Annotated in this window: 23 protein-coding genes; 12 read left to right on the forward strand and 11 right to left on the reverse strand. The window is 58.9% G+C overall.

Features of this window, described 5'->3' with window-relative positions:
- Nucleotides 1-10 precede the first annotated feature (10 nt).
- The 5 genes from ACI3K0_RS14530 to ACI3K0_RS14550 form a co-directional block, all read right to left on the reverse strand.
- The gene (locus tag ACI3K0_RS14530) at nt 11-1,009 is read right to left on the reverse strand and encodes an ABC transporter ATP-binding protein (RefSeq protein WP_183685439.1); all 999 of its coding nucleotides are present in this window, start codon (nt 1,007-1,009) and stop codon (nt 11-13) included.
- A gap of 4 nt (nt 1,010-1,013) precedes the next feature.
- Nucleotides 1,014-2,648: a glycoside hydrolase family 43 protein gene (locus tag ACI3K0_RS14535; protein WP_183685441.1), complete on the reverse strand. Its 1,635-nt coding sequence runs from the start codon at nt 2,646-2,648 to the stop codon at nt 1,014-1,016.
- Between the two features lie 4 nt (nt 2,649-2,652).
- Entirely contained in the window at nt 2,653-3,483 is an 831-nt protein-coding gene (locus ACI3K0_RS14540) for a carbohydrate ABC transporter permease (protein WP_183994039.1), read from the reverse strand.
- Entirely contained in the window at nt 3,480-4,412 is a 933-nt protein-coding gene (locus ACI3K0_RS14545) for a carbohydrate ABC transporter permease (protein WP_404945499.1), read from the reverse strand. The genes ACI3K0_RS14540 and ACI3K0_RS14545 overlap by 4 nt, the downstream gene beginning before the upstream one ends.
- A 73-nt stretch (nt 4,413-4,485) precedes the next feature.
- Complete coding sequence (locus tag ACI3K0_RS14550; protein ID WP_404945500.1) at nt 4,486-5,739, reverse strand: ABC transporter substrate-binding protein; 1,254 nt, start codon at nt 5,737-5,739, stop codon at nt 4,486-4,488.
- A 203-nt stretch (nt 5,740-5,942) separates the two neighbouring features.
- Here ACI3K0_RS14550 and ACI3K0_RS14555 point away from each other — a divergent pair, with 203 nt between their 5' ends.
- From ACI3K0_RS14555 to ACI3K0_RS14575, 5 genes are all read left to right on the forward strand, one after another.
- Nucleotides 5,943-7,127: a substrate-binding domain-containing protein gene (locus tag ACI3K0_RS14555; RefSeq protein ID WP_404945501.1), complete on the forward strand. Its 1,185-nt coding sequence runs from the start codon at nt 5,943-5,945 to the stop codon at nt 7,125-7,127.
- Between the two features lie 334 nt (nt 7,128-7,461).
- Nucleotides 7,462-8,478: a D-xylose ABC transporter substrate-binding protein gene (gene xylF, locus ACI3K0_RS14560; RefSeq protein WP_206827161.1), complete on the forward strand. Its 1,017-nt coding sequence runs from the start codon at nt 7,462-7,464 to the stop codon at nt 8,476-8,478.
- Between the two features lie 61 nt (nt 8,479-8,539).
- Nucleotides 8,540-10,072: a xylose ABC transporter ATP-binding protein gene (locus tag ACI3K0_RS14565; RefSeq protein ID WP_404945502.1), complete on the forward strand. Its 1,533-nt coding sequence runs from the start codon at nt 8,540-8,542 to the stop codon at nt 10,070-10,072.
- Between the two features lie 34 nt (nt 10,073-10,106).
- Complete coding sequence (locus ACI3K0_RS14570; protein WP_148144493.1) at nt 10,107-11,270, forward strand: sugar ABC transporter permease; 1,164 nt, start codon at nt 10,107-10,109, stop codon at nt 11,268-11,270.
- 212 nt (nt 11,271-11,482) lie between these two features.
- The gene (locus ACI3K0_RS14575; protein ID WP_148144492.1) at nt 11,483-12,766 is read left to right on the forward strand and encodes a cystathionine gamma-synthase family protein; all 1,284 of its coding nucleotides are present in this window, start codon (nt 11,483-11,485) and stop codon (nt 12,764-12,766) included.
- Between the two features lie 35 nt (nt 12,767-12,801).
- Here ACI3K0_RS14575 and ACI3K0_RS14580 read toward each other — a convergent pair whose 3' ends face one another.
- The 5 genes from ACI3K0_RS14580 to ACI3K0_RS14600 all read right to left on the reverse strand — a co-directional run bounded on the left by ACI3K0_RS14580 (nt 12,802) and on the right by ACI3K0_RS14600 (nt 16,954).
- Nucleotides 12,802-13,047 (reverse strand): DUF982 domain-containing protein, encoded by a 246-nt coding sequence (locus ACI3K0_RS14580; RefSeq protein ID WP_206827159.1) that lies wholly within the window; start codon nt 13,045-13,047, stop codon nt 12,802-12,804.
- Between the two features lie 134 nt (nt 13,048-13,181).
- Nucleotides 13,182-13,628: an RrF2 family transcriptional regulator gene (locus tag ACI3K0_RS14585; RefSeq protein WP_404945503.1), complete on the reverse strand. Its 447-nt coding sequence runs from the start codon at nt 13,626-13,628 to the stop codon at nt 13,182-13,184.
- A 157-nt stretch (nt 13,629-13,785) separates the two neighbouring features.
- On the reverse strand, nt 13,786-14,730 hold the full coding sequence (locus tag ACI3K0_RS14590; RefSeq protein ID WP_206827158.1) for an isoaspartyl peptidase/L-asparaginase family protein: 945 nt from the start codon (nt 14,728-14,730) through the stop codon (nt 13,786-13,788).
- Between the two features lie 71 nt (nt 14,731-14,801).
- Nucleotides 14,802-16,394 carry an ABC transporter substrate-binding protein gene (locus ACI3K0_RS14595; RefSeq protein WP_148144488.1) on the reverse strand — a complete coding sequence of 531 codons (1,593 nt, stop codon included), beginning with the start codon at nt 16,392-16,394 and terminating at the stop codon, nt 14,802-14,804.
- Nucleotides 16,391-16,954 carry a MarR family transcriptional regulator gene (locus ACI3K0_RS14600; protein ID WP_353654211.1) on the reverse strand — a complete coding sequence of 188 codons (564 nt, stop codon included), beginning with the start codon at nt 16,952-16,954 and terminating at the stop codon, nt 16,391-16,393. The genes ACI3K0_RS14595 and ACI3K0_RS14600 overlap by 4 nt, the downstream gene beginning before the upstream one ends.
- 204 nt (nt 16,955-17,158) lie before the next feature.
- Between ACI3K0_RS14600 and ACI3K0_RS14605 the strand changes: the two genes are divergently transcribed.
- The 6 genes from ACI3K0_RS14605 (at nt 17,159) to ACI3K0_RS14630 (ending at nt 23,141) form a co-directional block, all read left to right on the forward strand.
- On the forward strand, nt 17,159-17,860 hold the full coding sequence (locus tag ACI3K0_RS14605) for a creatininase family protein (RefSeq protein ID WP_206827155.1): 702 nt from the start codon (nt 17,159-17,161) through the stop codon (nt 17,858-17,860).
- Between the two features lie 70 nt (nt 17,861-17,930).
- A complete protein-coding gene (locus ACI3K0_RS14610) occupies nt 17,931-18,902 on the forward strand; it encodes an ABC transporter permease (protein WP_148144486.1) in 972 nt (323 codons plus the stop codon).
- The gene (locus tag ACI3K0_RS14615; protein ID WP_148144485.1) at nt 18,902-19,777 is read left to right on the forward strand and encodes an ABC transporter permease; all 876 of its coding nucleotides are present in this window, start codon (nt 18,902-18,904) and stop codon (nt 19,775-19,777) included. The genes ACI3K0_RS14610 and ACI3K0_RS14615 overlap by 1 nt, the downstream gene beginning before the upstream one ends.
- Entirely contained in the window at nt 19,774-21,486 is a 1,713-nt protein-coding gene (locus ACI3K0_RS14620; protein ID WP_206827151.1) for an ABC transporter ATP-binding protein, read from the forward strand. The genes ACI3K0_RS14615 and ACI3K0_RS14620 overlap by 4 nt, the downstream gene beginning before the upstream one ends.
- A 22-nt stretch (nt 21,487-21,508) precedes the next feature.
- Entirely contained in the window at nt 21,509-22,393 is an 885-nt protein-coding gene (locus ACI3K0_RS14625; RefSeq protein WP_148144483.1) for a polysaccharide deacetylase, read from the forward strand.
- A complete protein-coding gene (locus tag ACI3K0_RS14630; RefSeq protein ID WP_404945504.1) occupies nt 22,386-23,141 on the forward strand; it encodes an SDR family NAD(P)-dependent oxidoreductase in 756 nt (251 codons plus the stop codon). The genes ACI3K0_RS14625 and ACI3K0_RS14630 overlap by 8 nt, the downstream gene beginning before the upstream one ends.
- An 83-nt stretch (nt 23,142-23,224) precedes the next feature.
- Here ACI3K0_RS14630 and ACI3K0_RS14635 read toward each other — a convergent pair whose 3' ends face one another.
- A complete protein-coding gene (locus tag ACI3K0_RS14635) occupies nt 23,225-23,446 on the reverse strand; it encodes a hypothetical protein (protein WP_183825449.1) in 222 nt (73 codons plus the stop codon).
- 234 nt (nt 23,447-23,680) lie between these two features.
- Between ACI3K0_RS14635 and ACI3K0_RS14640 the strand changes: the two genes are divergently transcribed.
- The gene (locus ACI3K0_RS14640) at nt 23,681-24,532 is read left to right on the forward strand and encodes a transporter substrate-binding domain-containing protein (RefSeq protein WP_206827147.1); all 852 of its coding nucleotides are present in this window, start codon (nt 23,681-23,683) and stop codon (nt 24,530-24,532) included.
- Nucleotides 24,533-24,574: the final 42 nt, after the last annotated feature.

Here is a 24,574-nt window from a genome sequence, read left to right on the forward strand (position 1 = left end):
GATTTCGTCTTCACAGTCGCTTGCCGGCTTCGTCGAAACGATGCGTCATCTCCGGAGCGTAGGAGAGCCATACAGTCTCCCCTGCCCCATAAACCGCGTCGCCCACAGCACGGGCAATAACGATGCCGATGCCCTCCATCGCGACATGCAGATAGGTGTCGCTGCCCAGCCGTTCCGAGAACTGCACGCTGCCGGAAAGAAGTCCGTCCTTGCGATCAACGTCCAGATGCTCGGGCCGGACACCAAGCGTATGCGCGCCGACTGCCGCAGCCAGCGGCCCGGTGAAGAAATTCATCTTCGGCGAGCCGATGAAGCCGGCGACGAACAGGGTCTCCGGCTTGTTGTAGAGATCGATCGGCGCGCCGACCTGCTCTATCAGCCCCTTGTTGAGCACGACAATCTGGTCAGCCAGCGTCATGGCCTCTACCTGGTCATGGGTCACGTAGATCATCGTCGCGCCAAGCCGCTTGTGCAGCTGCGCCAGTTCGACCCGCATCTGGGTGCGTAGGGCTGCATCGAGGTTCGACAGCGGTTCGTCGAACAGGAAGACCTTGGGCTGGCGCACGATGGCGCGGCCGATGGCGACACGCTGCCGCTGGCCACCGGATAGCTCCGCCGGCTTGCGTTTCAAAAGCGGCGTCAGTTGGAGCACATCAGCGGCGGCTTCAACCTTCGCCTTGATTTCCGCCTTAGGAACCTTGGCCATTTTCAGCGCGAAGCCAATATTTTCGGCCACATCCATATGCGGGTAAAGCGCATAGGACTGGAAGACCATGGCAATGCCGCGTTCGGTTGGGCGTTCCTCGGTCACATCGCGCGCGTCGATGAAGATCTTTCCGTCGGTCGCATCTTCCAGCCCCGCCGTGAGGCGCAGCAAGGTCGATTTTCCGCAGCCCGACGGACCGACGAAGACCGTGAAGGAACCGTCCGGAATATGCAGCGAGGCATCCGGAATGACGGTGACCGCACCGAAAACCTTCTTGATGTTTTGATATTCGACAACGGCCATCGGATCATTCCTTGGGAAGGTTCTTGTAGGTGAAATGCGAGAAGTCGGCCGGCATCGCCAGCCCACCGAGATCGTGGGCCGCCATGCCCACAAAGGCGCCTGTAAAATTACCGATGCCTACGAAGGAGCCGGTGATCTTGCTCTGCTCGCCCTCGCCGCTTTCGTCGGAAAGCACGGAATTGTCGAGAACCGGACCGATGCGGGTCCAGGCGCCATCCTTCATGTAGAAGAAGCGCAACGCCGCCCCGCGCACCTCGACCCGGAGGCGCACCGGACCGTCCGGAACGGAAATCGGATTGTCCAGTCCTAGCATCGTCATGCCGTTCGGCCATTGGCCGTTGCAGTAGAAGATCTGCAGCGAACGCCCGGCCTTCTCGTCCTGGCTGACGCAGAGATAGTGGTAGGCGAAGCGATTGTAGTAGGCGATCAGTCCGGCCATCTGCAGATGCGAGGTCGGATCGCAATCGACTTCCGTCTCCGCATCGTAATCGAAATCCGTCTGGCGTCGTGCAACAAGCGACTGTTCGAACCATGAGCCGACCGACTCGCGCCCGAACAGACGCAGATGGCCGGGGCGTTCCGTCAGGGAAAAAAGCCGTTCGGGATAAGGAGAACGCAGCCACTGGAAAGCCAGCGGCAATCCGCTGTCCGGGTTGAACTCATACCGCTCCGGTTCTGCCGGGAACGGATGCGCCGGCAGGTTCGGGGCCGGCACCTCGTCCTGCGGCACGAATTTTTCGCCATCCAGACGCAGCCAGCCATCTTCACCCCATACGCATTTTTGGATGGAGGTCTCGCGGCCAAGAACCGAGCGGTAGAGGCCGGGCAGCGGTCGACTGCACAGATGCACCATGTAGGTCCCGCCATCCGGCGTCTCGACGAAATCGCCATGCCCGCCGCGCTGCAGCGTTGCATCCGGGTGGAACCGTGAAGTGACGACATGGGTGTCGGGATGCAGTTCGTAAGGGCCGGTCAGATTGCGCGAACGCGCCATCGTCACGGCGTGGCTGTAGCCTGTGCCGCCTTCGGCAACGATCAGGTAATACCAGCCGTCACGCTTGTAGAGATGCGGCCCTTCCGAAAGACCGAGCGGCGATCCCTTGAAGATGGTGGAGATCGCCCCGACGAGCTTCTTTTCTACCGGGTCATATTCCTGCATCACGATGCCGCCGAAGCGGGATGGACGTCCGCGATGATCCCAAAGCAGGTTCACGTGCCATTTGCGGCCATCGTCATCATGAAAGAGCGACGGATCGAAGCCGGAGGAATTCAGATAGACCGGGTCCGACCACGGACCTTCGATCGAAGGCGCGGTGACCACATAGTTATGCGCATCCTTGAACGAGCCGCTCTTGCGCTTCACATCCGTATAGACCAGCCAGAACAGACCGTCGGAATAGGTGAGGCATGGTGCCCAGATGCCGCAGCTGTCCGGATCGCCGCGCATGTCGAGCTGCGAGGCCCGGTTGAGCGGCCTTGTGACGAGACGCCAGTTCACGAGATCACGCGAATGGTGGATCTGTACGCCCGGATACCATTCGAAGGTCGAAACGGCGATGTAGTAATCGTCGCCGGCGCGGCAGATCGAAGGGTCGGCATTGAAGCCGGGCAGGATCGGGTTTCGGATTACGGGTGTCATGAGGTCATCCTTTCACGGAGCCGCGGGTGAGACCGGCCACGATGTATTTCTGGGTGAAGGTGAAGAAGATCAGCGCCGGCAGGATGGTCAGCGAAACGAAGGCGAGGATGCGGTTCCACTCGACCATGAACTCGCCGCGATACCGCATGATGCCGAGCGGCCAGGTGTAGCCTGCGCTGTCATTGATCACGACCAGAGGCAGGAGATAGTTGTTCCAGCTCTGAACGAAGACGAAAGTGCCGACAGTGGCAAGAATCGGCGTCGACAGCGGCAGGGTGAAGCGGAAGAAGAAACCGATATACCCGCAGCCATCCACATAGGCGGCCTCGAACAGCTCCTTCGGCAATTGCTGGAAGAAGCTGCGCAGGAGCACGATCGCAAAGGCCATGGAGAAGGCCGTCTGGGGCAGGATCACACCGAGCGGATTGTCTAGCAGGCCGAAATTGCGGATCTGCAGGAAGAGCGGCACGATCGCCGTGGCAAACGGGAACATCAGCCCCAGCAGCAGATAGGCCTGGATATATTTCGAGCCGAAAAAGTGGATCTGCGCGAAGATATAGGCTGCCATCGAGGCTAGCATCAGGGTGAGAAACACCGCCGAAAACGAAATGATCAGCGAGTTCTGGATATAACCCCAGAAGACCGGTCCACCGAGAATATCCGTATAGGTTTCGATGCGCCACACAGGCGGCAGGCCGAAGGGCGAGGCCCTCAATTCGCCGACGGATTTGAAACCGCCGAGAAAGGTTGCAATCAGCGGCACGATGACCAGCGCCGCGACGATCGAGAGCACTGCGGCGCGGGCAAGCGCCAGGAAAAAGCCAGGGCGGTTCATAATGCGCCTCCTTTACCCATGGCGAGGCGCCGGTAGCTGAAAGCGGTCACCATGCAGAGAATGAACAGGACGACACCGACGGCAGCGCCATAACCGACATTCAGCTGCGCAAGCCCATAGGTGTAGAGATAGCTGACGATCGAATGGGTGGAGTTCGACGGGCCGCCATTGGTGAGCGGAATGATGATGTCGAAGACCTGCAGCGCGCCAACGATTGCGAAGAATGCGGAGAGCTTGATCGCGTGCATGATCAGCGGCAGCTTGACGTAGAACACCTTCTGCCAGCGGCCTGCACCGTCGATTTCGGCAGCCTCGATCAGATCATCCGGCACTGCCTGCAAGGCGGCGATGAAGATCATCATGTGGTAGCCGAAATATTTCCACACGACGACGGTGATGATGGCCAGGAAGGCGAATTGCCGGTCGGCGAGGATATAGAAAGGCTCGATCCCGAGTGCGGTGGCGATCTGGCCGGACACCCCGAAATCACCGTCGAAGATGAAGCTCCAGATCACGCCGGAGGCGATCTCGGCGAGAATATAGGGGGCGAAGAAGATCAGCCGGAACGCCGTGTTGATCGAAGTCTTCTTGTAGATGAGCAGAGCCAGCATAAGGGCCAGCGGAATCTGGATGAACAGCGACGCCAGGATCAGCTTTACCGAATTCCACAAGGACTGGTGAAAGACGGAATGGTTGGCAAGCCGCTGATAGTTCTGCGTGCCGACAAAATTGTCGATCGCGCCGTAACCGCTCCACTTGAAGAAGCTGAGATTGGCGGCGTTGAAGATCGGCCAGATGACGAAAAGGGTGAACAGCACCAGGGCCGGCGGCAGAAACAGCAAGAGAGCGGTGAGCTTCCCCTGTCTATGCATGCGCGCAATGCGCGCCGCCGGGCTCAGCTGTGGGCGTGAGCCGGTCATGGTCGTCATGTCATTCCTCGATATGTCCGGTGTTGGGTGAGGCGCGGCGAATGCATCGCCACGCCCACTTTCAAGCAAGGGATCAGCGCATTTCGCGTGCTTCTTCCACCAGGGCTGCAGCCTCTTCCGGGGAGATGTCGCCGGTGACGATCTGTGCTGCGGCGTCGTTCAAGGCCGCACCGACGCTTGCACCGAGCATCTGGTCGAGATAGAGCTGGTGATGTGGTGCCTTGGAAAGACCTTCTGCTATCCGGCGCAGGCGCGGATCGGCAATGCCGGACTGGGCGTCGGTGCCGATCGGTAACCAGATCTTCAGGCGGCCGCCTTCCGTCTGGTTCTTGTTGTTGGTCAGGAATTTGAGGAAATCGACCGTCGATTTGCCAGCATCCTTGGTGACCAGCCAGCCGTTGACGCCGCCGAACGTGTCGGCCGGATTGCCCTTGCCGCCGTCAACAGAAGGGAAGGTGATGAAGTCGAGATCGTCTCCAAGCCCCTTGCCCGAGGCGGAATTCTGCGCCTGTGCACCGACCAGGAAGTTACCGGCCAGATAAAAGGCACCCTTGCCGTCACCGAACAGGCCAGCCGCCTTCGGCTGTGTCGTATCCATGTAACCCGGCTGGAATGGCTTTATATCGGCCAGCTGCTTCAGGGCTTCGCCAGCCTGAACAAAGGCAGGATTGTTGAAGCCTTCGTTCTCGCCCTTGTCGGCGGCTGCGACGCCATCGGTGCCGGCGATACGGGCAGCAAGCTGGCCGTAGAAGAGGGCGATCGGCCACTTGTCCTTGCCGCCCATGACGATCGGCACGATGCCGGCGCCCTGGATTTTCTTGGAAGCGGCAAGCAGGTCTTGCCAGTTCTTGATCGCCTTGGGATCGACACCGGCCTTTTCGACAAGCGCCTTGTTGTACCAAAGCACGACGCTTGCGGCATACATCGGCACACCATAGAGTTTGCCATCATGGCTCATCGACTGGATGCCAGAGGGCGAATAGTTCTTGCGGTCCGCATCCGTAAAATCGACCGAAATATCCTTCAGCACGCCGGCCTTGGCCTGTTCGTAGAACACACCGCCGGTCCAGGTGAAAAAGGCGTCAGGACGTGCGGAAGACTGCAGCAGGGTCGGCAGCTTGGACTTGAACGACGTGTCGTCGAGAAAGTCGAACTGCACCTTTGTGCCCGGATTTGCAGCCTCATATGCCTTCGCGACATCGAGATAATATTGCCGTCCTTCCGGAACATTCGGCTCGATCGCCAGCATGCGGACGTCATCGGCCAGCACCGAGCCAGCCAGGGTCAATCCCAGGACCGTAGCGGCCCCGAGGCAAAATGATTTCATGACAATTTCCTCCAATAAGCCTGGCAGATGACGCCAGATCCCTCCGAGCCGAGGCTCCACCCCCGGTTCATTCTCGGAACCTAGACCATGCAGTTTTGCACCCCCCGTTATAATTTTTAACAGTCTTGATGATTGCGAAGGTTTTTCTTGCAAACACCGACAAGTTGATATCGCTGATGAATCGGGGTCTGATGGAGGAGATGATGACCGCGAAGAAACGCAATGAATTTCAGGTCGCGCTGCTTTTCAAGGCGCGTGGAAGTTACGGGCGGGAGATCATTGCAGGTGTCTGCGATTACGTGAAATCGACACGTGCCGTCTGGGACATGCTGCTGCACGAGGATTTTCGCGACAGCGTTGCAGGGATCGCTGACTGGTCGGGAAACGGTATCATCGCGGATTTCGACGATCCGGAATTCGTCAAGGCGCTGTCGGAGGTGTCGATACCGGTTATCGGCGTCGGCGGCTCCTATCACCGGGACGCCGATTATCCCCGCAATTTTCCTTACGTGGCGACGGATAACGAAAAGCTGGTAACGGAAGCTTATACCCATCTGGTCGACATGGGCCTGCCGCGCTTTGCGTTTTACGGGCTGCCGGAGACCCGTTCATATCGCTGGTCGGAAGAACGCGAGAAAGCCTATCTGAAGCTCTGCGCGCGGGATCGTGCCAAGCCGGAAGTTTTCAAGGGACAAGGTACATTCGGGCCGGACTGGGACGACATCCTTGCCGATGTGATCGCGTGGCTGAAAGGCCTGCCGAAGCCGATCGGCGTGATCGCCGTGACGGACTCCCGTGCGCGCCACATCCTGCAGGCCTGCATTCTGGCGGATATCGCGGTTCCTGAACAGGTCTCGATCGTTGGTATCGACGACGACCCTCTGCTGCGCATGCTCACACGTATTCCGATCAGCTCCGTGCGGCAGGGGACCCGCATCATGGGGCGCACCGCCGCCGCGATGCTGCACCGCAGGCTGATCGGCGCCACATTGGATGAGACCCGTGTGATCGTCCCGCCGGAAGGTTTGAATGCTCAAATGTCTTCCCGTTACCAGCCGATCTACGACCCTTACGTGATGCGGGCGCGTCATTATATTCGCCAGTTCGCCGGCCAGGGGATCAAGGTCGCGCAGGTCGCCGCCTATGTCGGCGTCTCCCGAACGACGCTGGAGACTCATTTCCGCCGCACCTTCGGTTACACGGTTCACGACGACATGCTCGCCTATCGGCTGCAGCTTGCGCAGGAGATGCTCGGCGACGAAAGCCTGCCTCTGGAACGTGTCGCGGAACTCAGCGGCTTCAACAACAGCCAGTATATGCACACGGTCTTCAAGCGCGAGCTAGGCTGCAGCCCACGCGAATATCAGCGAAACAGATTCACCCGCTAGGCTGCAGATCGGGTTATGCCCGCGCGGGAGCTGGCTTTTTGACTAGCCAAAACCTGCCATTTCTTAAGTCTTTCCGTACCTCAAGTGCGACAAATTGTCGCACTTGAGGTACGTGCATCAAATCCGCTTTCCAACCCGAAGGAACAGCCGTATCAAATACACCAAGAGGAGGTAACTACCGCATCTTCGCGGAATGGTTACGACGTGGCGACAGCCACGATAGGAGGCAACAACCACATACTGGCATCTTGCATGGGTCTGTGGGCTGCATGCTCGGGGAGCATGGGCGTTGGGAGCGTGCCGGTCTCGGCCGCATCATAGAGGAGGTAAGTTCATGAAGAAATTTCTTTTGTTGACGACTGCAACACTTGGTCTCGCGGCAGGCACCTTTGCCGGCATCAGCACTGCGGCCGCATCACCCGACAAGCCGGTCATCGGCTTCTCGATCGACGATCTGCGCGTCGAACGGTGGGTGCGTGACCGTGACTATTTCATCCAGGCGGCCGAAGGGCTGGGCGCCAAGGTCAGCGTCCAGTCTGCAGATGGAAATGAGGAAAAGCAGGTCAAGCAGGTTGAAAACCTGATCGCCCAAGGCGTTGACGCGATCGTCATCGTGCCGATGAACTCCAAGGTTTTCGACGCGGTTGTCGCAGATGCCAAGGCGTCCGGTATCAAGGTCCTGTCCTATGACCGCCTGATCCTCAATGCCGATATCGACGCCTATATTTCCTTCGACAACGAGCGCGTCGGTTTCATGCAGGCCGAAAACGTTCTGAAGGTGAAGCCGGAAGGCAATTATTACCTGCTTGGTGGCTCTCCAACCGACAATAACGCCAAATATCTGCGTGCCGGCCAGGAAAAGGCCCTTAAGGCAGCAGTAGATTCCGGCAAGGTAAAGATCGTCGGCTCGCAGTGGGTCAAGGAGTGGAGCCCGACCGAAGCGCTTTCGATCATGGAAAACGCGCTGACGGCCGCCGACAACAAGATCGATGCCGTGGTCGCCTCCAATGATGGTACGGCAGGTGGTGCAATCCAGGCGCTTGCCGCCCAAGGCCTTGCCGGCAAGACTGCCGTTTCCGGGCAGGATTCCGACCTTGCTGCCGTCAAGCGGCTGCTCGACGGAACCCAGACGGTCACCGTCTACAAGCCGCTGAAGCTGATCGCCTCCGAAGCTGCAAAACTTACGGTACAGCTGGTTAAGGGTGAAAAGCCGGCATTCACCTCGAAAATCAACAACGGGACCAAGGATGTGGACACCCTGTTGCTGACGCCGACCGCTGTCACCAAGGAGAATATCGACATCTATGTGAAGGATGGGTTCTACACCAAGGAACAGATCGGCCTGAAGTAAACGAGCGAACGGCCCCGGGACATCAACCGGTTCCGGGGCCTTCAAGCATTACGAGGGTACGATGAGTGAATTTCTTCTCGAAATGAAGAACATCTCCAAGAGCTTTTCCGGTGTGAAGGCTCTGGATGGGATTCATCTTCAGGTCCGCCGTGGGGAATGTGTCGGCCTCTGCGGTGAAAATGGGGCCGGCAAATCGACGCTGATGAAGGTCCTGTCCGCAGTCTATCCCTATGGCACCTGGGAAGGCGAAATCCTATGGGAGGGGCACGAACTGAAGGCCTCGTCCATCCGCGAAACGGAAAAGGCGGGCATCGCCATCATCCACCAGGAATTGATGATGGTTCCGCATCTGTCCGTCGCGGAAAACATCTTCCTCGGGTCCGAAATCAGCAATCACGGTTTTCTCGACTATGATGCGATGAACGCCCGGGCGCAGGAACTGCTCGCCAAGCTGAATGTCCATGACATCAACCCGGCGCTGCCCGTTCTCAACTATTCCGGCGGCAAGCAGCAGCTCATCGAGATCGCCAAGGCGCTCAACAAGGACGCCAAGCTGCTGATCCTCGATGAGCCAACATCGGCACTGACGGCAACCGAAATCCGAACCCTGCTCGATCTGATCAAGAGTTTGAAGGCCGGAGGTCTCGCCTGTGTCTACATTTCTCACAAGCTCGAGGAAGTGGCCGAGATTTCCGACACCGTCACCGTCATTCGCGACGGCACACATATCGCCACACGTCCGATCAGCGAGCTGACGACGGCCAACATCGTGACGATGATGGTCGGCCGGGAAATGAAGAACCTCTATCCCAAGGAAGAGCATGCGATCGGCGAAGTCGTTCTCGAGGCCCACAATGTCTCCTGCTGGGATGTCACCAATCCCGACCGGAAGGTGGTCGACGATGTTTCCTTCCAGATCCGCAGGGGTGAAATCTTGGGCATAGCGGGATTGGTCGGCGCCGGTCGGACCGAACTGGTCTCAACGCTATTCGGCGCCTATGCTGGCAGCCACAAGGGAAGTGTCCATCTCGACGGGCGCGAGATCACGATCCGTTCGCCGCGCGACGCCGTCAAGGCCGGGATCTGCATGGTGCCGGAAGATCGCAAGCGAAGCGGCATCCTTCCGATCATCGGCGTCGGGCATAACATGACGATCTCGGTGCTCAATCGCTTTGCCGCTTTCGGGCTTATCGACGAGCATGAGGAACTTGCCCAGATCCAGGCGGAAATCCTGCGTCTGAAGATCAAGACGGCCGATCCGATGCTGCCCATTGCCTCCCTTTCGGGCGGCAACCAGCAAAAGGCAGTGCTTTCCAAGATGATGCTGCCCGATCCGCGCATACTCATCCTCGACGAACCGACCCGTGGCGTCGATGTCGGCGCAAAATACGAAATCTACAAATTGATCTTCGCGCTAGCCAAGGCCGGGGTGGCGGTTCTGATGGTGTCGTCTGAACTGACTGAAGTTTTGGGGATATCCGACCGTGTCCTTGTGATTGGGGAAGGCCGGCTGCGCGGCGATTTCGTCAATGACAACCTGACCCAGGAACACGTGCTGGCTGCGGCTTTGGGCCAGTCCACGCAGATGGCCTGAATTTGCGGTTACCGCTGTAGAAGGCGCTTTAAACATGGCGAATGTAAATCTTCGAAAATTCCTTTCCGAAAACAAGATTGTAGCCCTGCTGATCGTGGTCGGCCTGATCTGGGCTCTGTTTGGATATCTCACCTATAATGCCGATACGGGTGTCTCAGGCTTCCTGACCGCGCGTAACTTCTCCAACCTGCTGCGCCAGATGGCGATCACCGGGATATTGGCGGCCGCGATGGTCTTCGTCATCGTGGCGGGCGAAATCGATCTATCCGTAGGCTCCCTGCTTGGCCTTCTGGGCGGTATCGCGGCCATTCTTGATGCGGTGTATGGCTGGCCCTTGGCCGGCACTATCTCCTTCGTTCTGCTTGCCGGCGCGGCCCTTGGCCTGATGAACGGCTGGCTGACGGCCTATCTCGGTATTCCTTCCTTCATCGTCACTCTCGGCGGGCAGCTTGCCTTTCGAGGGGCGGTACTGGGCCTGACAGGCGGCATCACCATTGCCCCGGTTTCTCCCAGCCTGCGCTATATCGGCCAGGGCTATCTTCCCGGCTGGCTCGGCAACGGATGCGCCGTTCTGCTCTTCCTTGTCCTGCTTGTCATGGCATTCAGGACGCGCCGCAAACGTCTGCAGCATAACCTGCAAGTACCGACCCCGGTGATGGAAGCGGTCAGACTGGTCGTCATCGCTCTGTTCATCCTCGGCTTCGTGCTGGTGCTGAATTCCTACCAAGGCATTCCTGTCCCCGTGCTGATGCTGCTCTTCGTGCTGGGCATCTTCACGATCATCGCCAAGGGAACAGTATTCGGCCGCTATATCTATGCCGTCGGCTCGAATTCCGAAGCCACGCGTCTGTCCGGCGTCAACGTCAATCTGGTCAAGATGGTGGTGTTCGGCCTGATGGGCCTGATGGCGGCACTGGCCGGGATCACGACAACGGCACGCCTCGCCGCTGGTACGCCATCGGCCGGTTTCGGCGGCGAGCTGGATGCAATCGCGTCCTGCTTCATCGGCGGCACCTCGATGCGCGGCGGTGTCGGCTCCGTTATCGGCGCGCTTGTTGGCGCATTGATCATGGCCAGCCTCGATAACGGCATGTCCATGCTCGGCGTCGATACGTTCTGGCAGCAGATCATCAAGGGCATCATCCTTGTCATCGCCGTCTATCTCGACATCATCTCCTCGGGCGTGAAGCGCCTCTGAGCGCTACGTTCCCGACGAAAGACATGTCGCCAAGACCTACCCTGTCGAACTTTACCCGGTTCGGCAGGGTGTCTGTTTCGTTAGAAAGTCGGACTTCACAGTTTCCGAAGAAAAGATCTGGGCGACATCTCCTTCCAACCGCTGCGAAAAGCCCCAGATCTAAGACAGAGCTAGGCGGTATTTTCCGCCGCAAGTCGTATCAGGAGAGCATCATGACCTCGCCGCATCCCTCGAAGACCAGCATCGGCAATCACGAGCTGCACCCGGAAACGCAGATGCTGAACTACGGCTACGATCCCGAGCTTTCCGAAGGCGCGGTCAAGCCGCCGGTATTCCTCACATCAACCTTCGTCTTCAAATCGGCGGAAGATGGTCGCGATTTCTTCGACTACGTATCGGGCCGCAAGGTCCCGCCGGAGGGCCGCGGCGCGGGACTGGTCTATTCGCGCTTCAACCATCCCAATAGCGAGATCGTCGAGGATCGTCTTGCGGTCTATGAACGTGCGGAAAGCGGAGCCGTCTTTTCCTCGGGTATGGCCGCGATCTCGACCACTCTGCTGGCCTTCGTCCGTCCCGGCGATGTAATCGTGCATTCCCAGCCACTTTACGGCGGAACGGAAACCCTGCTTTCGAAGACATTTGCGAACCTCGGCGTTGCGGCCGTCGGTTTTGCCGATGGCGTCGATGAGAGTTCGATCAATGCGGCGGCGGAAGAGGCGATGAAAAAAGGACGTGTTTCGGTGATCCTCATCGAGACGCCGGCCAATCCGACCAACGGCCTCGTTGATGTCGCTCTGGTCAGACGGATCGCCGACAGGATCGGCGAGCAACAGGGACACATCCCCATTGTCGCCTGCGACAACACCCTTCTTGGCCCCGTTTTTCAGAGACCTCTGCAGCATGGTGCAGATATCTCGCTTTATTCCCTGACCAAATATGTTGGGGGCCATTCGGATCTGATCGCCGGGGCTGCCCTCGGCAGCAAGGCGATCATCACGCAGATCCGGTCCTTGCGAGGGTCGATCGGAACTCAGCTCGACCCTCATTCATGCTGGATGCTCGGCCGATCGCTGGAGACGCTGCAGATCCGGATGGAGCGCGCGAACAGCAATGCGAAAGCCACTGCCGATTTCCTGAAGGATCATCCCAAGGTCGGCAAGCTTCACTATCTCGGTTTAGCGGAACCTGAATCCCCCATCGGGCGCGTCTACGCCTCCCAGTGCAGCGGTGCCGGCTCGACATTTTCGTTCGATATAAAGGGCGGCCAGCCCGCAGCTTTCCGGTTTCTCAACGCGCTGCAGATCATCAAGCTCGCGGTCAGTCTCGGAGGCACGGAATCTCTCGGTTCCCACCCCGCCAGCATGACGCATTCAGGTGTACCTGCAGACGTGCGTCAGCGCATCGGTGTACTCGATTCGACGATCCGGTTGTCGATCGGGATTGAGCATCCGGACGACCTAATTGCCGACCTTGCTCAGGCGCTCGACAAGGCATGAAGCCCCGCGCCGGCGCTGCACGTCGGCTCGCTCGATCACGCCCGGATCAGAATGCCCGCTTCGCGCGCAGCATCGACGAAAGCCTGTCGGGCATCTTCAGGCTTTTTCCTGCCGGCATCGACTGCAGCACAGATTTCCAGCGCCTTGTCGAGAAACGTGCCATCCTCGGTTGGCCAGTCCTCGATCATCGCCCAGGCAGCGGCTTGCGTCGTCTCGATGAGTGTCTCCTCCGGTGGCTCTCCAACGGATACGACAACCGGCTTTTTCCAGGGCGTGTTCATAGGTCTCGTTCCATCGCTTCAATCGCAGGCCTCTTAGCCCGATTCAATTCAGCTGGCGAGGCCACAAATATAAAGCGGCATGACCGGATCGGACATTCAAGGCTTGGGTGCAGGCATTGGTGACGCGAGACAACTTATCGCGCGGCGATCTCGTTCTCGACCGATGATCCTTTGGCAACCATCTGCTCAAGCGTCATGTTATCCAGAACTGCTGAAATCGCATCGCGAACTTCCACCATCGAATGGCGCACCTGACAGTCTTCCGGATGATCGCAATCGTCACAAGGCTCGAAAGCAGTCTTGCTGGCACACAGGATCGGCGCAAGCGGGCCGTCGAGAATTCTCACGGCATGACCGATGGAGATCTCCGATGCCGGTTTCGACAAGGCATAACCGCCACCCGGCCCCTTCTTCGAACGAAGAATCCCGCCCTTGCGCAATTCCAGAAGGATCGCGTCGAGAAACTTCTTTGAGATATTGTTCTGCTGAGCAATGTCGCTCACGAACGCGGTCTTGCCAGGTTCGAGTTGCGCCAGATGGACAAGCGCCTTGAGCCCGTATTTTCCTTTTTTGGTCAGCATCGATGCCTGAGAACCCGGTTTGCCGGCATGATTGCCGGCCTACCAAAGACCGATACAGGACGGGAGCAAAAGCTTCAATAATCGCTTGTCGGCAACAGTTTCGACAGACTGCCCCTTTGTATTTGCGACAATCAAGCCGCGGTGCCCATTCAAGGTGCTAAACCTCGAAAACCTCGCCGTGTGTTGCAACGAAGAACTGGCCCTCCGGCGTCACCCAGCCACGGAACATTCCATCCGTGTTATAAGGCGCGGCGATTGATCCGTCCGCAGCCACTGCCACCAACCCAGCGCCGATATCGTGGGGTTTGAGGTCCTCCATGATGACCTTGCCAGCTGCCTTTTCCAGATCTTCTCCGAGATAGTTTATCCGGCTCGCCACTTCATGGCCGACAGCATAACGGATGAAGAATTCCCCTTTGCCCGTTCCCGAAACGGCGCAGGCGCCGTCGCGCGCATAGGTCCCTGCCCCGACGATCGGTGTGTCGCCAATACGCCCGGCCGGCTTGTTGTTATAGCCGCCAGTAGATGTCGCAGCCGCCAGATGACCTGCGCGGTCGAGCGCCACTGCCCCGACCGTGCCGTGTTTTTCAGCCTCACTCGCCTTGACTGCGGTCCCAGCTGTAACATGCGCCTTCATCGCGGCCAGTGCCTTCACGCGGCGCTCGGTGGTGAAATAATCGGGTTCGACGATATCGAGGCCTTCTGCTTGCGCGAATGCGTCCGCTGCCGGGCCTCCGAGAAGAACAGCCTCACCCTTTTCCATGACGCGGCGCGCTGCCTTGATCGGATTGCGGATGCGCTTGGCGAGTGTCACGGCACCGGCTTCCAATGTCCTGCCATCCATGATCGATGCATCGAGCTCATGCTCGCCATTGGTATTCAGCGCCGCCCCATAACCGGCATTGAAATGCGGGCTGTCTTCCATGACGACCACCGCCGCCTGGACCGCATCAAGCGCCGAACCGCCAGTATTCAGAACTGCCCAGCCAGCCTGCAACGAGCGATGAAGGTCTGCGCGGGCAGCCGTCCACTCCTCCTCACTCAGATCGAGCTTCGCCATAACTCCGCAGCCACCGTGAATGGCGAGTGCAATCCTATTCATCGTCTGTCCTGTCCTCAACCTGCAAAAAGGCCGGGCAAAGCGCCCGGCCGATTGTTCTCGTGTCCGACCCGTTATTGTGCCGGGCGAATATTCATCGCAAGCGTATCTTCGTCCGAACGCGGCGTGATCTTGATCGCTTTTTTCATGCCCCAGGCCGAGACGATCGAAGCAATCGACAGGTTGGGACGGTCGCTGGCGACCAGCGCATTGGCATCCTTCAAAAACTGCTCGCGCTTCTTGGCATCCATCTCGACGCCAGCATCCTCGATCAGCTTGTCCATCGAAGGATTGGAATAACCTCGGATGTTGAAGGCGCCGAGCTTCTTCGCCGGATCGTTTGTGTGGACGAGCGAGGACAGCGTGTAGTTCGCTTCGCCCGTCAGCGTGCCCCAGCCCGACATGGTCAGCGAATAGTCGCCGCGCGTATTTGCCGGGAAGTAGACGGCACCCGGTTGGGCATTGGCCTCGACCTGAATGCCGATCGCCGTCAGCATCTGGGCAATCGTCGTGCCCGTATCCTTGTCGCCGGGCAAGCGGTCGTTGGTGAAGCTGAACACGACCTTGAACCCGTCCGGATAACCGGCCTCGGTCAGGAGCTTCTTGGCCTTCTCGACATCCGATGCTGGTGCCTTCACATCAGGATTGTAGCCGAAGATGTTGGGGGTCACGAGCTGCGACTGTACTGTTCCCATGCCTTCCATGGCGATTTCTGTGATGGTCTCACGATCGATGGCAAGATCGAAAGCCTCACGAACCTTCGGGTCGAGGAAGGGGTTCTTCGGCAGAGGCGAACCGTCCTTGGCCGTGACCTGCGGCGGCTTTTCGCGGAAATCGAAGGCTATGTTGAAGAGGTAGACGCTATCCTGGCGGACGATGCTGAGTTTGCTGTCGGTTTCCAGCGTCGGAACGTCCGATGCGGGAATGCGGGCGATCAAATCGACCTGGCCGGCCTTCAGCTGTGCAACGCGGGCTGCGTCATTCGGGATTTCCTTGCGGGTAACCTTGCCCCAAGGCTCCTTGCCACCCCAGTAGCCGTCGAAGCTCTCCAGCACGAGCTGTTCCTTCGGCGTCCAGGACACGAATTTGTAGGGACCGGTGCCGATTGCGGCCTTGCCGGAATTGAAGCCTTCGGCTGCCTTTTCAGCGCTATCGGAATAATCCTTGGCTGCGACATGCGACACGACGAAGAGGCGGATGAAATCGTTCGGCAGGTTCGGAGCGGGACCATCGGTCTTGACCCGAATGGTATGTGCATCGACGATCTCGGTGCTTTTCACGCGGCGAACATAGATCGTCGTCGGATTGGGGCCGGCAACCTTCGGAATGCGCTCGATGGAGAATTTAACGTCTTCCGCGGTGAAGTCGGACCCGTCATGGAATTTCACGCCTTCGCGCAGCTTGAACTCCCAGGTCGTATCGTCGATCGCCGTCCAGGAGGTGGCAAGGCCCGGCTCCAGTTCGAGATTGTTACCCGACTTGATGAGTGAATCGTAGATATGCTTCATCGCCTCGGCATGGGTGCCGGCGGCGGTGAAATCCGGATCGATGGACAGCGGACCGGCGCGGACACCGATAGTGAGATCAGCTGCCAAAGCCGAGCCCGAAACGCCGCTGAGCAGCATCGTTGCAAGCGCAACTGTGCGAAATGTCTTGGAAATCGTCATTCCTCGTTCTCCTCAATACTTGTGATTAATGGCCAGTTCGGTGAATCCACGACGATCTTGGCGAGTAGCTCCGACAGCATCAGCTGTTCGGCCGGCGTCAGCGCGGAGGCCATGGCCTTTTCCCGCTCTACCATCGGCTGCATGGCCTGATCGACGATACGTCTGCCTTCGTCTGTGATGTAGAGAACGAAGCTTCTCAAATCCGCCTGATCGACTTCACGGCGGATGATGTTCTTGTCGATCAGCTTCTGTATCGCCCGGCTGATCGTATTCTTGGGAAAGCCCGAGGAACTGCAGATGGCGCTTGCCGTCAGCCCATCCGACAGGCCGAGCGAATAGAGCACTACGAATTCGGGACGGGGGAGCCCGTACTCCTTCTCGAACCGGCGATAGATCGGCTCGTTGAACTGAAGTGCCAGGAAGTTGATGCGGAACGACAGCCAGCATGGATTTTGCCAGAGCTTGACGGCGACGAGATCTTCCACATGGCGGTGGCCGGCCGCAGCCAGACCGCCTTCACGCAAAAGATTATCCAGCGCCTTTTCATCCGTTTCACGCACGCGTCGATTTCCATCCATATCCAATTTAGTCCCGTATGGAACTTGACGCTGCATTAATTGGCTGTCAATTTCTTTTTTTAGTCCCGTATGGAACTTTGCATTTGGCGCAACATCGCGCCTAAAAGCATATTTTTTGTGCGTTTTGGCTGTACTCAGCAAATTCTTTGCGCATGCCGGCCGAAACGGAGAATGGAGATGAGATAAGTGAAGATCGCGGATATGAACTGGATGCAGGTGGAGACGCGAGCCGCTGGTGACGATCGTTGTATTTTGCCGATCGGCAGCGTCGAACAGCACGCCTATCTCAGCCTTGCGACCGACATGATCCTGGCGGAAAAAGTCTCAGTCGATGCCGCCGAGCCGCTCGGTGTCCCGGTCTTCCCGGCCCTGCCCTATGGCCTCGCCTCATCCTTCGCGAGCTTTCCCGGCACGCTGACCCTGTCGCTTGCAACCTATATCGGCGTGATCCGCGACCTTCTCGACAGCATCTACCGCTCCGGCTTCCGCCGGATCCTCGTCGTCAACGGCCATGGCGGCAACACACCGGCAATGACAGTGATCTCCGAATGGCTGAACGATCACCCCGACGCATCGGTGAAATTCCACGACTGGTGGCGCGCGCCGAAGACGATGGCGAAAGTCGTCGAAATCGATCCGGCAGCTTCGCACGCCTCCTGGATGGAAAACTTCCCTTGGACACGTACCGGTGATGCGCGCCAACCCTCGACGCAGAAGCCGAGAATAGACTTTGCCGCGCTGGCGCGGGTCGATACGGAGCGCAAGCGCGCCCTGCTCGGCGACGGCAACTATCACGGTCTCTATCAGCGCCCCGATGAGGACATGCTGGCAATCTGGTCGGTCGCGGTTTCGGAGACACGTGAACTTCTGGAGAGTGACTGGCACTAAACGCCACCATCAAGGGCCGCGAAGGCGCGCCGCACTTTGAAACCCGCACGAGACGGGAGAACGGGAACAGATGTTGGGCTTCATCTTGCAAAGACTATGGCAGGCGGCGATCGTCGTGCTGGCCATGTCGGCGCTGGTTTTCTGCGGCGTTTATGCCGTGGGCAACCCGATCGACGTGTTGATCTCGCCGGATGCGACACAGGACATCCGCGCCGCCGTCATCGCGCAATACGGATTGGACCTGCCGCTCTGGCAGCAATATTTCGGCTTTCTCGGCCGGGTGTTCGAAGGCGATTTCGGCCGTTCCTTCGTTTATAATATGCCTGTCAGTGAGTTGATCCTGTCGCGCCTGCCGGCAACGCTGGAACTGACGCTGGCGGCCGTGCTTTTTGCCAGCCTCGTCGGCATCCCGATCGGCATGTATGCCGGTTATCGGCCCAACAGCCCGGTGTCGCGGACCATCATGGCGCTGTCCATTCTCGGCTTTTCCGTGCCTACCTTTTGGTTCGGCCTGATGCTGATCATGCTGTTTGCCGTGCAATGCGGTTGCATGCCCGCGGGCGGGCGCGGTGATACGGTGAGCCTGTTCGGCGTCGATTTCAGTTTTCTGACGGCTGACGGCCTGTCGCACATGATCCTGCCGGCCTTGAACCTCGCACTTTTCAAGTTCTCGCTGATGATCCGGCTGGCGCGCGCAGGCACCCGCGAACTGATGCTCAGCGATACGGTCAAGTTCGCCCGCGCGGCCGGCATTTCGGAATTCACCATTCTTAGCCGCCATGTGCTGAGATTGATTTCGATCCCGCTCGTCACCGTCTTCGGCCTGGAACTCGGCTCCACGCTCGCATTTGCAGTGGTAACCGAGACGATCTTCTCCTGGCCCGGCCTCGGCAAGCTCATCATCGACAGCATAACATCGCTCGATCGTCCCGTTATGGTCGCCTATCTTATGCTGGTCGCCATGCTGTTCATCGTCATCAATCTTGTGGTCGACCTTACCTATGCGCTGCTCGACCCGCGCCTGCGGAAGGGAAGAGCCTGATGCGCGACACGCCATTTTTCCACTTTCTTGAAGAGTTCCGTCGCAACAGGGTCGCGTTCGGTGCGGCCATCGTTGTCGGCCTCATCGTCATCATCGCGCTTGTCGCTCCGCTGGTAACTCCGCAGGACCCTTACGATCTTGCCCATCTCGTGCTGCGCGATGCAAGAAGGCCCCCGGGTTATGTCGGCACGGGTGGCTATACCCATTGGCTGGGCACGGATTCGCAAGGGCGCGATCTCCTGTCGGCGATTATCTACGGTCTGCGTATTTCGCTGCAGATGGGCGTGATTGCCGGCGGCATCGCGCTCGTCATTGGCGCGGTCGTCGGCTGTGCTGCGGCCTATATCGGCGGGCGGTTCGAAAGCCTCGTCATGCGCATCGTCGATCTGCAGCTTTCGTTTCCGGCAATCCTGCTCGCCTTCGTCATCGCAGCCATTCTCGGTCAGGGACGTTATCAGCTTATTCTCGCGCTGATCTTCGCCCAATATGCCTATTTCGCCCGCACCGCCCATGGCGCGGCATCGGCCGAACGGCAGAAGGATTATGTCGAGGCTGCACTCTCCATCCCGCTGTCTCCATTACGTGTGGTGTTGCGGCATATCCTGCCCAATTCCTTGCCGCCGCTGATCGTGGTTGCGACGGTCCAGGTGGCAAGCGCCATCTCGCTCGAAGCTACGCTTTCCTTCCTTGGTGTCGGGCTGCCGCCGACCGAACCGTCACTCGGCATGCTGATTGCCAACGGCTTTCAGTACCTCCTCTCCGGCCGTTACTGGATTTCGATCTATCCCGGCGTAGCGCTGATCCTATTCATCGTCTCGCTCAATCTCGTCGGCGACCAGATCCGCGACCAGCTCAACCCGAGGCTTCGCCGATGACCGAAGAAACCACTGCACCACTTCTGGAAGTCTCCAATCTTCGCACCTGGTTCCCCAGTGCAAGGGGCGAGATCAAGGCAGTCGACAGCGTCTCCTTCTCGCTGGCCCCCGGTGAGGTTCTCGGCCTTGTCGGGGAATCCGGATCGGGAAAGTCTATCACCGGCTTCTCTATTATCGGCCTGATCGATGAACCCGGCCGGATCGTCGAGGGCTCGATCAAGCTTGAAGGCCGTGAACTGATCGGCCTTCAACCGCACGAGTTGAGGAAGATCCGTGGCAAGACCATTTCCATGGTTTTCCAGGACCCGATGATGACGCTGAACCCGGTGCTCAGCATCGGCACGCAGATCAGGCTTGCACTCGAAGCCCATGAGAACATCAGCGCGGCAGAAGCACGCGAAAGGGCGATCAAGGCACTGGCGCAGGTTCGCATCACCGATCCCGAGCGTAAAGTCGACTTTTTCCCGCACCAGTTTTCCGGCGGCATGCGCCAGCGCGTGGCGATCGCGATCGCACTGCTTCATCGCCCCAAGCTGATTATCTGCGACGAGCCGACGACCGCGCTGGACGTCTCGATCCAGGCTGAAATTCTCGCAGAAATGAAAGAACTCGTCGCTGAACTCGGTACAGCGCTGATCTGGATCAGCCATGATCTCGCAACCGTTGCCTCTATTGCCGACCGGGTGGCCGTCATGCGCTTCGGCAAGATAGTCGAGATCGGGCCGGCACTCGGCGTGCTGACCAGACCGCAGCACGATTACACCAAGGCGCTGCTCGATGCCCTGCCCTCACGGGCAAAACCGGGCGAGCTTCTGCTGCGCGGCAGCGGTATCGCGGATGCTACCCCGCCGTCCCGAAAGACCGCAACAGGCGACCTGCCACCCCTGGGCAGCCCGTATCTGGTGATCGATACCGCCGTCAAACGCTTCGAAAAGCAGGCCGGCCTGTTCAAGAACCTGGCGATCCGCACCGGCATCGCTCAGCCTCAGGCAGTCGTGCAGGCCGTGGATGGCGTCTCGATCACGCTGAAACGAGGCGAGGTGCTTGGCCTTGTCGGTGAATCGGGTTCGGGCAAGTCGACGCTCGGACGCATGGCAGCCGGCATAACCGTGCCGACATCCGGCACCATTCGTCTCGCGGGCAAGCCGGTCATGAGCGCCGGTCGTAGTCCGCGCAAGGTGACCACCCGCGTGCAGACCATCTTTCAGGACCCGTTCGCCTCGCTCAACAGCCGCATGCGCGTCGGTGATATCGTTGCGGAAGGCCCGCTGGCACACAAACTCGTCTCACGTGCCGAGGCGCCTGAATATGTTGCCCAATGGCTGTCGGCAGTCGGCCTCGATCCGTCCTTTGCCAATCGCTTCCCGCACCAGTTTTCCGGCGGGCAGCGGCAGCGCATCGCGATCGCCCGCGCTCTCGCCATGCAGCCGGATGTCATCGTCTGCGACGAACCGGTCGCCTCGCTCGACGTGTCGATCCAGGCGCAGATCATCAACCTGCTGATCCGTCTGCGGTCCGAACTCAACCTGTCGCTGATTTTCATCAGCCATGACCTCTCCGTCGTGCGGCACCTCTGCGACCGGGTGGCGATCATGTATCGCGGCCGGATCGTCGAAGAAGGCGGTGCCGCGGCAATCTACGACAACCCGCAACACGACTACACCAAGCGGCTGCTGGCAGCCGTTCCCGTTTTGCCGACCGCGGCATAATCATTACTGGAGGATCACTCACATGGAACCATGGGAATGGGAAGAAGGGACCTGGCGCGGCAAGGTCGAGAAGGTTCGCGCGGGCCGGTCGCTGAAGCCGAAGGCCTGGAAGGACGGCGCGCGTTGCGCCGTGGCACTTTCTTTCGATAGCGACCACGAGACCAATGAGTTACGCGACGGCGGCGACTCCATCGGCCGCATGTCGCAAGGCCAGTATGGCAATCGCAAGGGCGTGCCGCGTATTCTCGAAACGCTCTCCGCTGCCTCGATTCCGGCGACCTTCTTCGTGCCGGCCGTCACCGCCCTGCTCTATCCAGACGAGCAACGGCGCGTGATTGCCGAAGGCCACGAGATCGGCCTGCATGGCTGGATCCATGAGGTGAACACCAAGGTGCCGGCTGATAAGGAACGCGAACTGCATTTCCGCGCCGCCGATACGCTGGAGAAAATCACGGGCATCCGCCCCGTCGGCATGCGCACGCCGTCCTGGGATTTTTCCTCAGTGACGCTTGAGATCGAGCGCGAACTCGGGCTGATCTACGATTCCTCGCTGATGGCCGACGATGACCCTTATGAGCTCGTCGAAGAGGGCGAAGCGACGGGCATGGTCGAGTTGCCGGTCGAATGGATCCGTGACGACGCGGTCTATTTCAACATGAACCGTTTCACAGCGCTCAGGCCCTACACGCCACCGACCGCCGTTCTCGACATCTTCAAGCGCGAATTCGACCGCGCCTACCAGGAAGGCGGGCTGTTTCTGCTCACCATGCATCCGCATGTCTCGGGTTATCGCTCACGCATCTTCATTCTTGAAGAACTGATCCGGCATATCCAGGGTCATGAGGATGTCTGGTTCGCCACTCATGCGGATATCGCCCGTTTCGTGAAGGAGGATGCCGGTGTCTGACGGACAGAGGAAGGTTGCGATCGTCACCGGCGGCGGTCGCGGCATCGGCCGTGGCTGCGCGCTCGATCTCGCCCGCCACGGCTTCGATATCGTGATTGTCGACCTGATCAAGGGTGATCTCGTCAGCACGGCTGCGGAAATCCGTGAGCTCGGCCAGGAAGCCTTGACGTTCATCGCGGATGTCAGCGATCACGCGCGTGCGGCCGAAATCGTGACCGAGGTCGATAGGCACTGGGGGCGCATCGACGTCCTGTTCAACAATGCCGGTCGTTCGATGTCGAAGGGGATCGAGGAAATTTCCGAGCAGGAATTCGACGATACGATCGCCATCAATCTCAAGGGCGCATTCAACTATATCCAGCCGACAGTTCCGATCATGCGTCGCAATGGCGGTGGGCGGATCATCAACATGTCGTCGATGAACGCCCATACCGGCGGCGTCACCAGCGCCGTCAGCAAGTTTTCCTACACCGCTGCCAAGGCGGGCATCATCGGCATGACGAAAGCACTGGCCAAGGAGCTTGCGCCGGAAATCGTCGTCAATGCCGTCTGCCCCGGCGTGATCAAAACCGAACGATCGAACGCGATGATCGACGCGCGGGAGGCCAGCCTTTCTGCCGGCATATCGCTCGGACGTGTGGGAACCCCGCAGGATGTTGCAAGCGTGGTGACGTTTCTGGCAACTGCCGAACCGAATTTCATAACCGGCCAGGACATCCAGATCGACGGCATGCAGTGGGTGAGGTGAAACGACCGGTTACCGCAACGTGAGGCAGCAAGCGCCTGCCTTACATTCTTTGCTTATCTGACGAAAGATGAGTGTTCCTTAGGTTACTCTTCTTCGACGCCTTCCGTCAGGCCGTCATAGACCTCCATCAGCGCATTGGTGATCGCTTGGCCTAGCGCATTGCCGGCTGCGCGAACATCATCGTCGTTTCCGTCGCGCGCCGCGCGTGCAAGTTCGAAGCCTTGGTCGGCGACAAGCTGCTTTGCGACCTCTATCGCCCAAAGACCGAAGTCCCCGCGATTGCCGATCTCGATCGTGTCGTCCATATCATTGCTCCCTCAGTTGTGGCTCCCATCTAACGTAAACGACGCTCAAGACAAGCTCCGAACCGGCCTCTGTCATACGCAGCGCCTTCCGCAGAAGCATGATCATCATATTTGAAATTCGTATAATTCTAATTCGATTATAATAAATAATTATATTGCAGTGCGGAATTTTCGATGGAACTATGGAGGTAACAAGGGTCGCTAAAGGCCTGGACCACCAGTAGGAGAACATCGATGAAACCGTTTATAAAGGCCGGCATTGTCGGCTTATCGACACTTTTTGCCTGCAGTTCAGCCTTCGCGCTTGGCGACCCGATCAAGACCGCGATCGACGCGACCTTTGCGCCGCACGCCATGCCTACCCTCGACGGCAAGATCGAGGGCTTCAATGTCGATATGGCCAACCTGATCGGTGAACGCCTCGGCAAGAAGGTCGATCTGACCGGCGCCCAGTTTTCCGGTCTCATCCCTGCACTCCAGGCCGGCACCTACGACTTTCTCGTCGCACCGGTGACGGTAAACAAGGAGCGTGCCGCGAACCTTCTCTTCACCGAAGGCTTCATGGACACCAATTTCGGCTTCGTCGTCCCGGCCAATGCCCCGGAATACAAGACGCTCGAAGACTTCAAGGGCAAGACGATCGCCGTCAACAAGGGCTCTGCCTATGACAGCTTCCTGCGCGAGAAGGAAAAGGAATTCGGCTGGAAGGTCGAAAGCTATGGCACCAATACGGATGCAGTCGCAGCCGTAATGGCAGGCCGTGCGGATGCCAATCTTGCGGGCAACACCGTTGCCGCATGGTCGGTGAAGCAGAACCCACGCCTGAAACTGTCCTTCGAATATCAGACCGGCCTCGTCTGGGCGCTTTCCTTCCGCAAGGGCGATGAGGAAAACCGCGATCTGGTGGACCGCGCAATCGAATGCCTGAAGCTGGACGGCTCCATGGCCAAGCTTTCCGAAAAATGGTTCGGCGTCACGCCGGTTTCCGGAACGACAATCGTTACTCCGACCAAGGGTTTCGGCGTGCCGGGCTTCGAAGGTTACAAGGACGATGACCACAAGGCATCCTGTGAGAACCTGAAGTAATCCTTGCATCGTGGACGGGCGGGGCCTCCCACTCGCCTGTTC

It is taken from the genome of Rhizobium sp. ZW T2_16 (assembly GCF_044987325.1).
Lineage (GTDB): Bacteria > Pseudomonadota > Alphaproteobacteria > Rhizobiales > Rhizobiaceae > Neorhizobium > Neorhizobium cellulosilyticum.

Bases quoted from the DNA above. Each gene is read 5' to 3' on its own strand.
- ACI3K0_RS14530 (WP_183685439.1), bottom strand. From the start codon at position 1,009: ATGGCCGTTGTCGAATATCAAAACATCAAGAAGGTTTTCGGTGCGGTC.
- ACI3K0_RS14535 (WP_183685441.1), bottom strand. From the start codon at position 2,648: ATGACACCCGTAATCCGAAACCCGATCCTGCCCGGCTTCAATGCCGAC.
- ACI3K0_RS14540 (WP_183994039.1), bottom strand. From the start codon at position 3,483: ATGAACCGCCCTGGCTTTTTCCTGGCGCTTGCCCGCGCCGCAGTGCTC.
- ACI3K0_RS14545 (WP_404945499.1), bottom strand. From the start codon at position 4,412: ATGACGACCATGACCGGCTCACGCCCACAGCTGAGCCCGGCGGCGCGC.
- ACI3K0_RS14550 (WP_404945500.1), bottom strand. From the start codon at position 5,739: ATGAAATCATTTTGCCTCGGGGCCGCTACGGTCCTGGGATTGACCCTG.
- ACI3K0_RS14555 (WP_404945501.1), top strand. From the start codon at position 5,943: ATGACCGCGAAGAAACGCAATGAATTTCAGGTCGCGCTGCTTTTCAAG.
- xylF (WP_206827161.1), top strand. From the start codon at position 7,462: ATGAAGAAATTTCTTTTGTTGACGACTGCAACACTTGGTCTCGCGGCA.
- ACI3K0_RS14565 (WP_404945502.1), top strand. From the start codon at position 8,540: ATGAGTGAATTTCTTCTCGAAATGAAGAACATCTCCAAGAGCTTTTCC.
- ACI3K0_RS14570 (WP_148144493.1), top strand. From the start codon at position 10,107: ATGGCGAATGTAAATCTTCGAAAATTCCTTTCCGAAAACAAGATTGTA.
- ACI3K0_RS14575 (WP_148144492.1), top strand. From the start codon at position 11,483: ATGACCTCGCCGCATCCCTCGAAGACCAGCATCGGCAATCACGAGCTG.
- ACI3K0_RS14580 (WP_206827159.1), bottom strand. From the start codon at position 13,047: ATGAACACGCCCTGGAAAAAGCCGGTTGTCGTATCCGTTGGAGAGCCA.
- ACI3K0_RS14585 (WP_404945503.1), bottom strand. From the start codon at position 13,628: ATGCTGACCAAAAAAGGAAAATACGGGCTCAAGGCGCTTGTCCATCTG.
- ACI3K0_RS14590 (WP_206827158.1), bottom strand. From the start codon at position 14,730: ATGAATAGGATTGCACTCGCCATTCACGGTGGCTGCGGAGTTATGGCG.
- ACI3K0_RS14595 (WP_148144488.1), bottom strand. From the start codon at position 16,394: ATGACGATTTCCAAGACATTTCGCACAGTTGCGCTTGCAACGATGCTG.
- ACI3K0_RS14610 (WP_148144486.1), top strand. From the start codon at position 17,931: ATGTTGGGCTTCATCTTGCAAAGACTATGGCAGGCGGCGATCGTCGTG.
- ACI3K0_RS14615 (WP_148144485.1), top strand. From the start codon at position 18,902: ATGCGCGACACGCCATTTTTCCACTTTCTTGAAGAGTTCCGTCGCAAC.
- ACI3K0_RS14620 (WP_206827151.1), top strand. From the start codon at position 19,774: ATGACCGAAGAAACCACTGCACCACTTCTGGAAGTCTCCAATCTTCGC.
- ACI3K0_RS14625 (WP_148144483.1), top strand. From the start codon at position 21,509: ATGGAACCATGGGAATGGGAAGAAGGGACCTGGCGCGGCAAGGTCGAG.
- ACI3K0_RS14635 (WP_183825449.1), bottom strand. From the start codon at position 23,446: ATGGACGACACGATCGAGATCGGCAATCGCGGGGACTTCGGTCTTTGG.
- ACI3K0_RS14640 (WP_206827147.1), top strand. From the start codon at position 23,681: ATGAAACCGTTTATAAAGGCCGGCATTGTCGGCTTATCGACACTTTTT.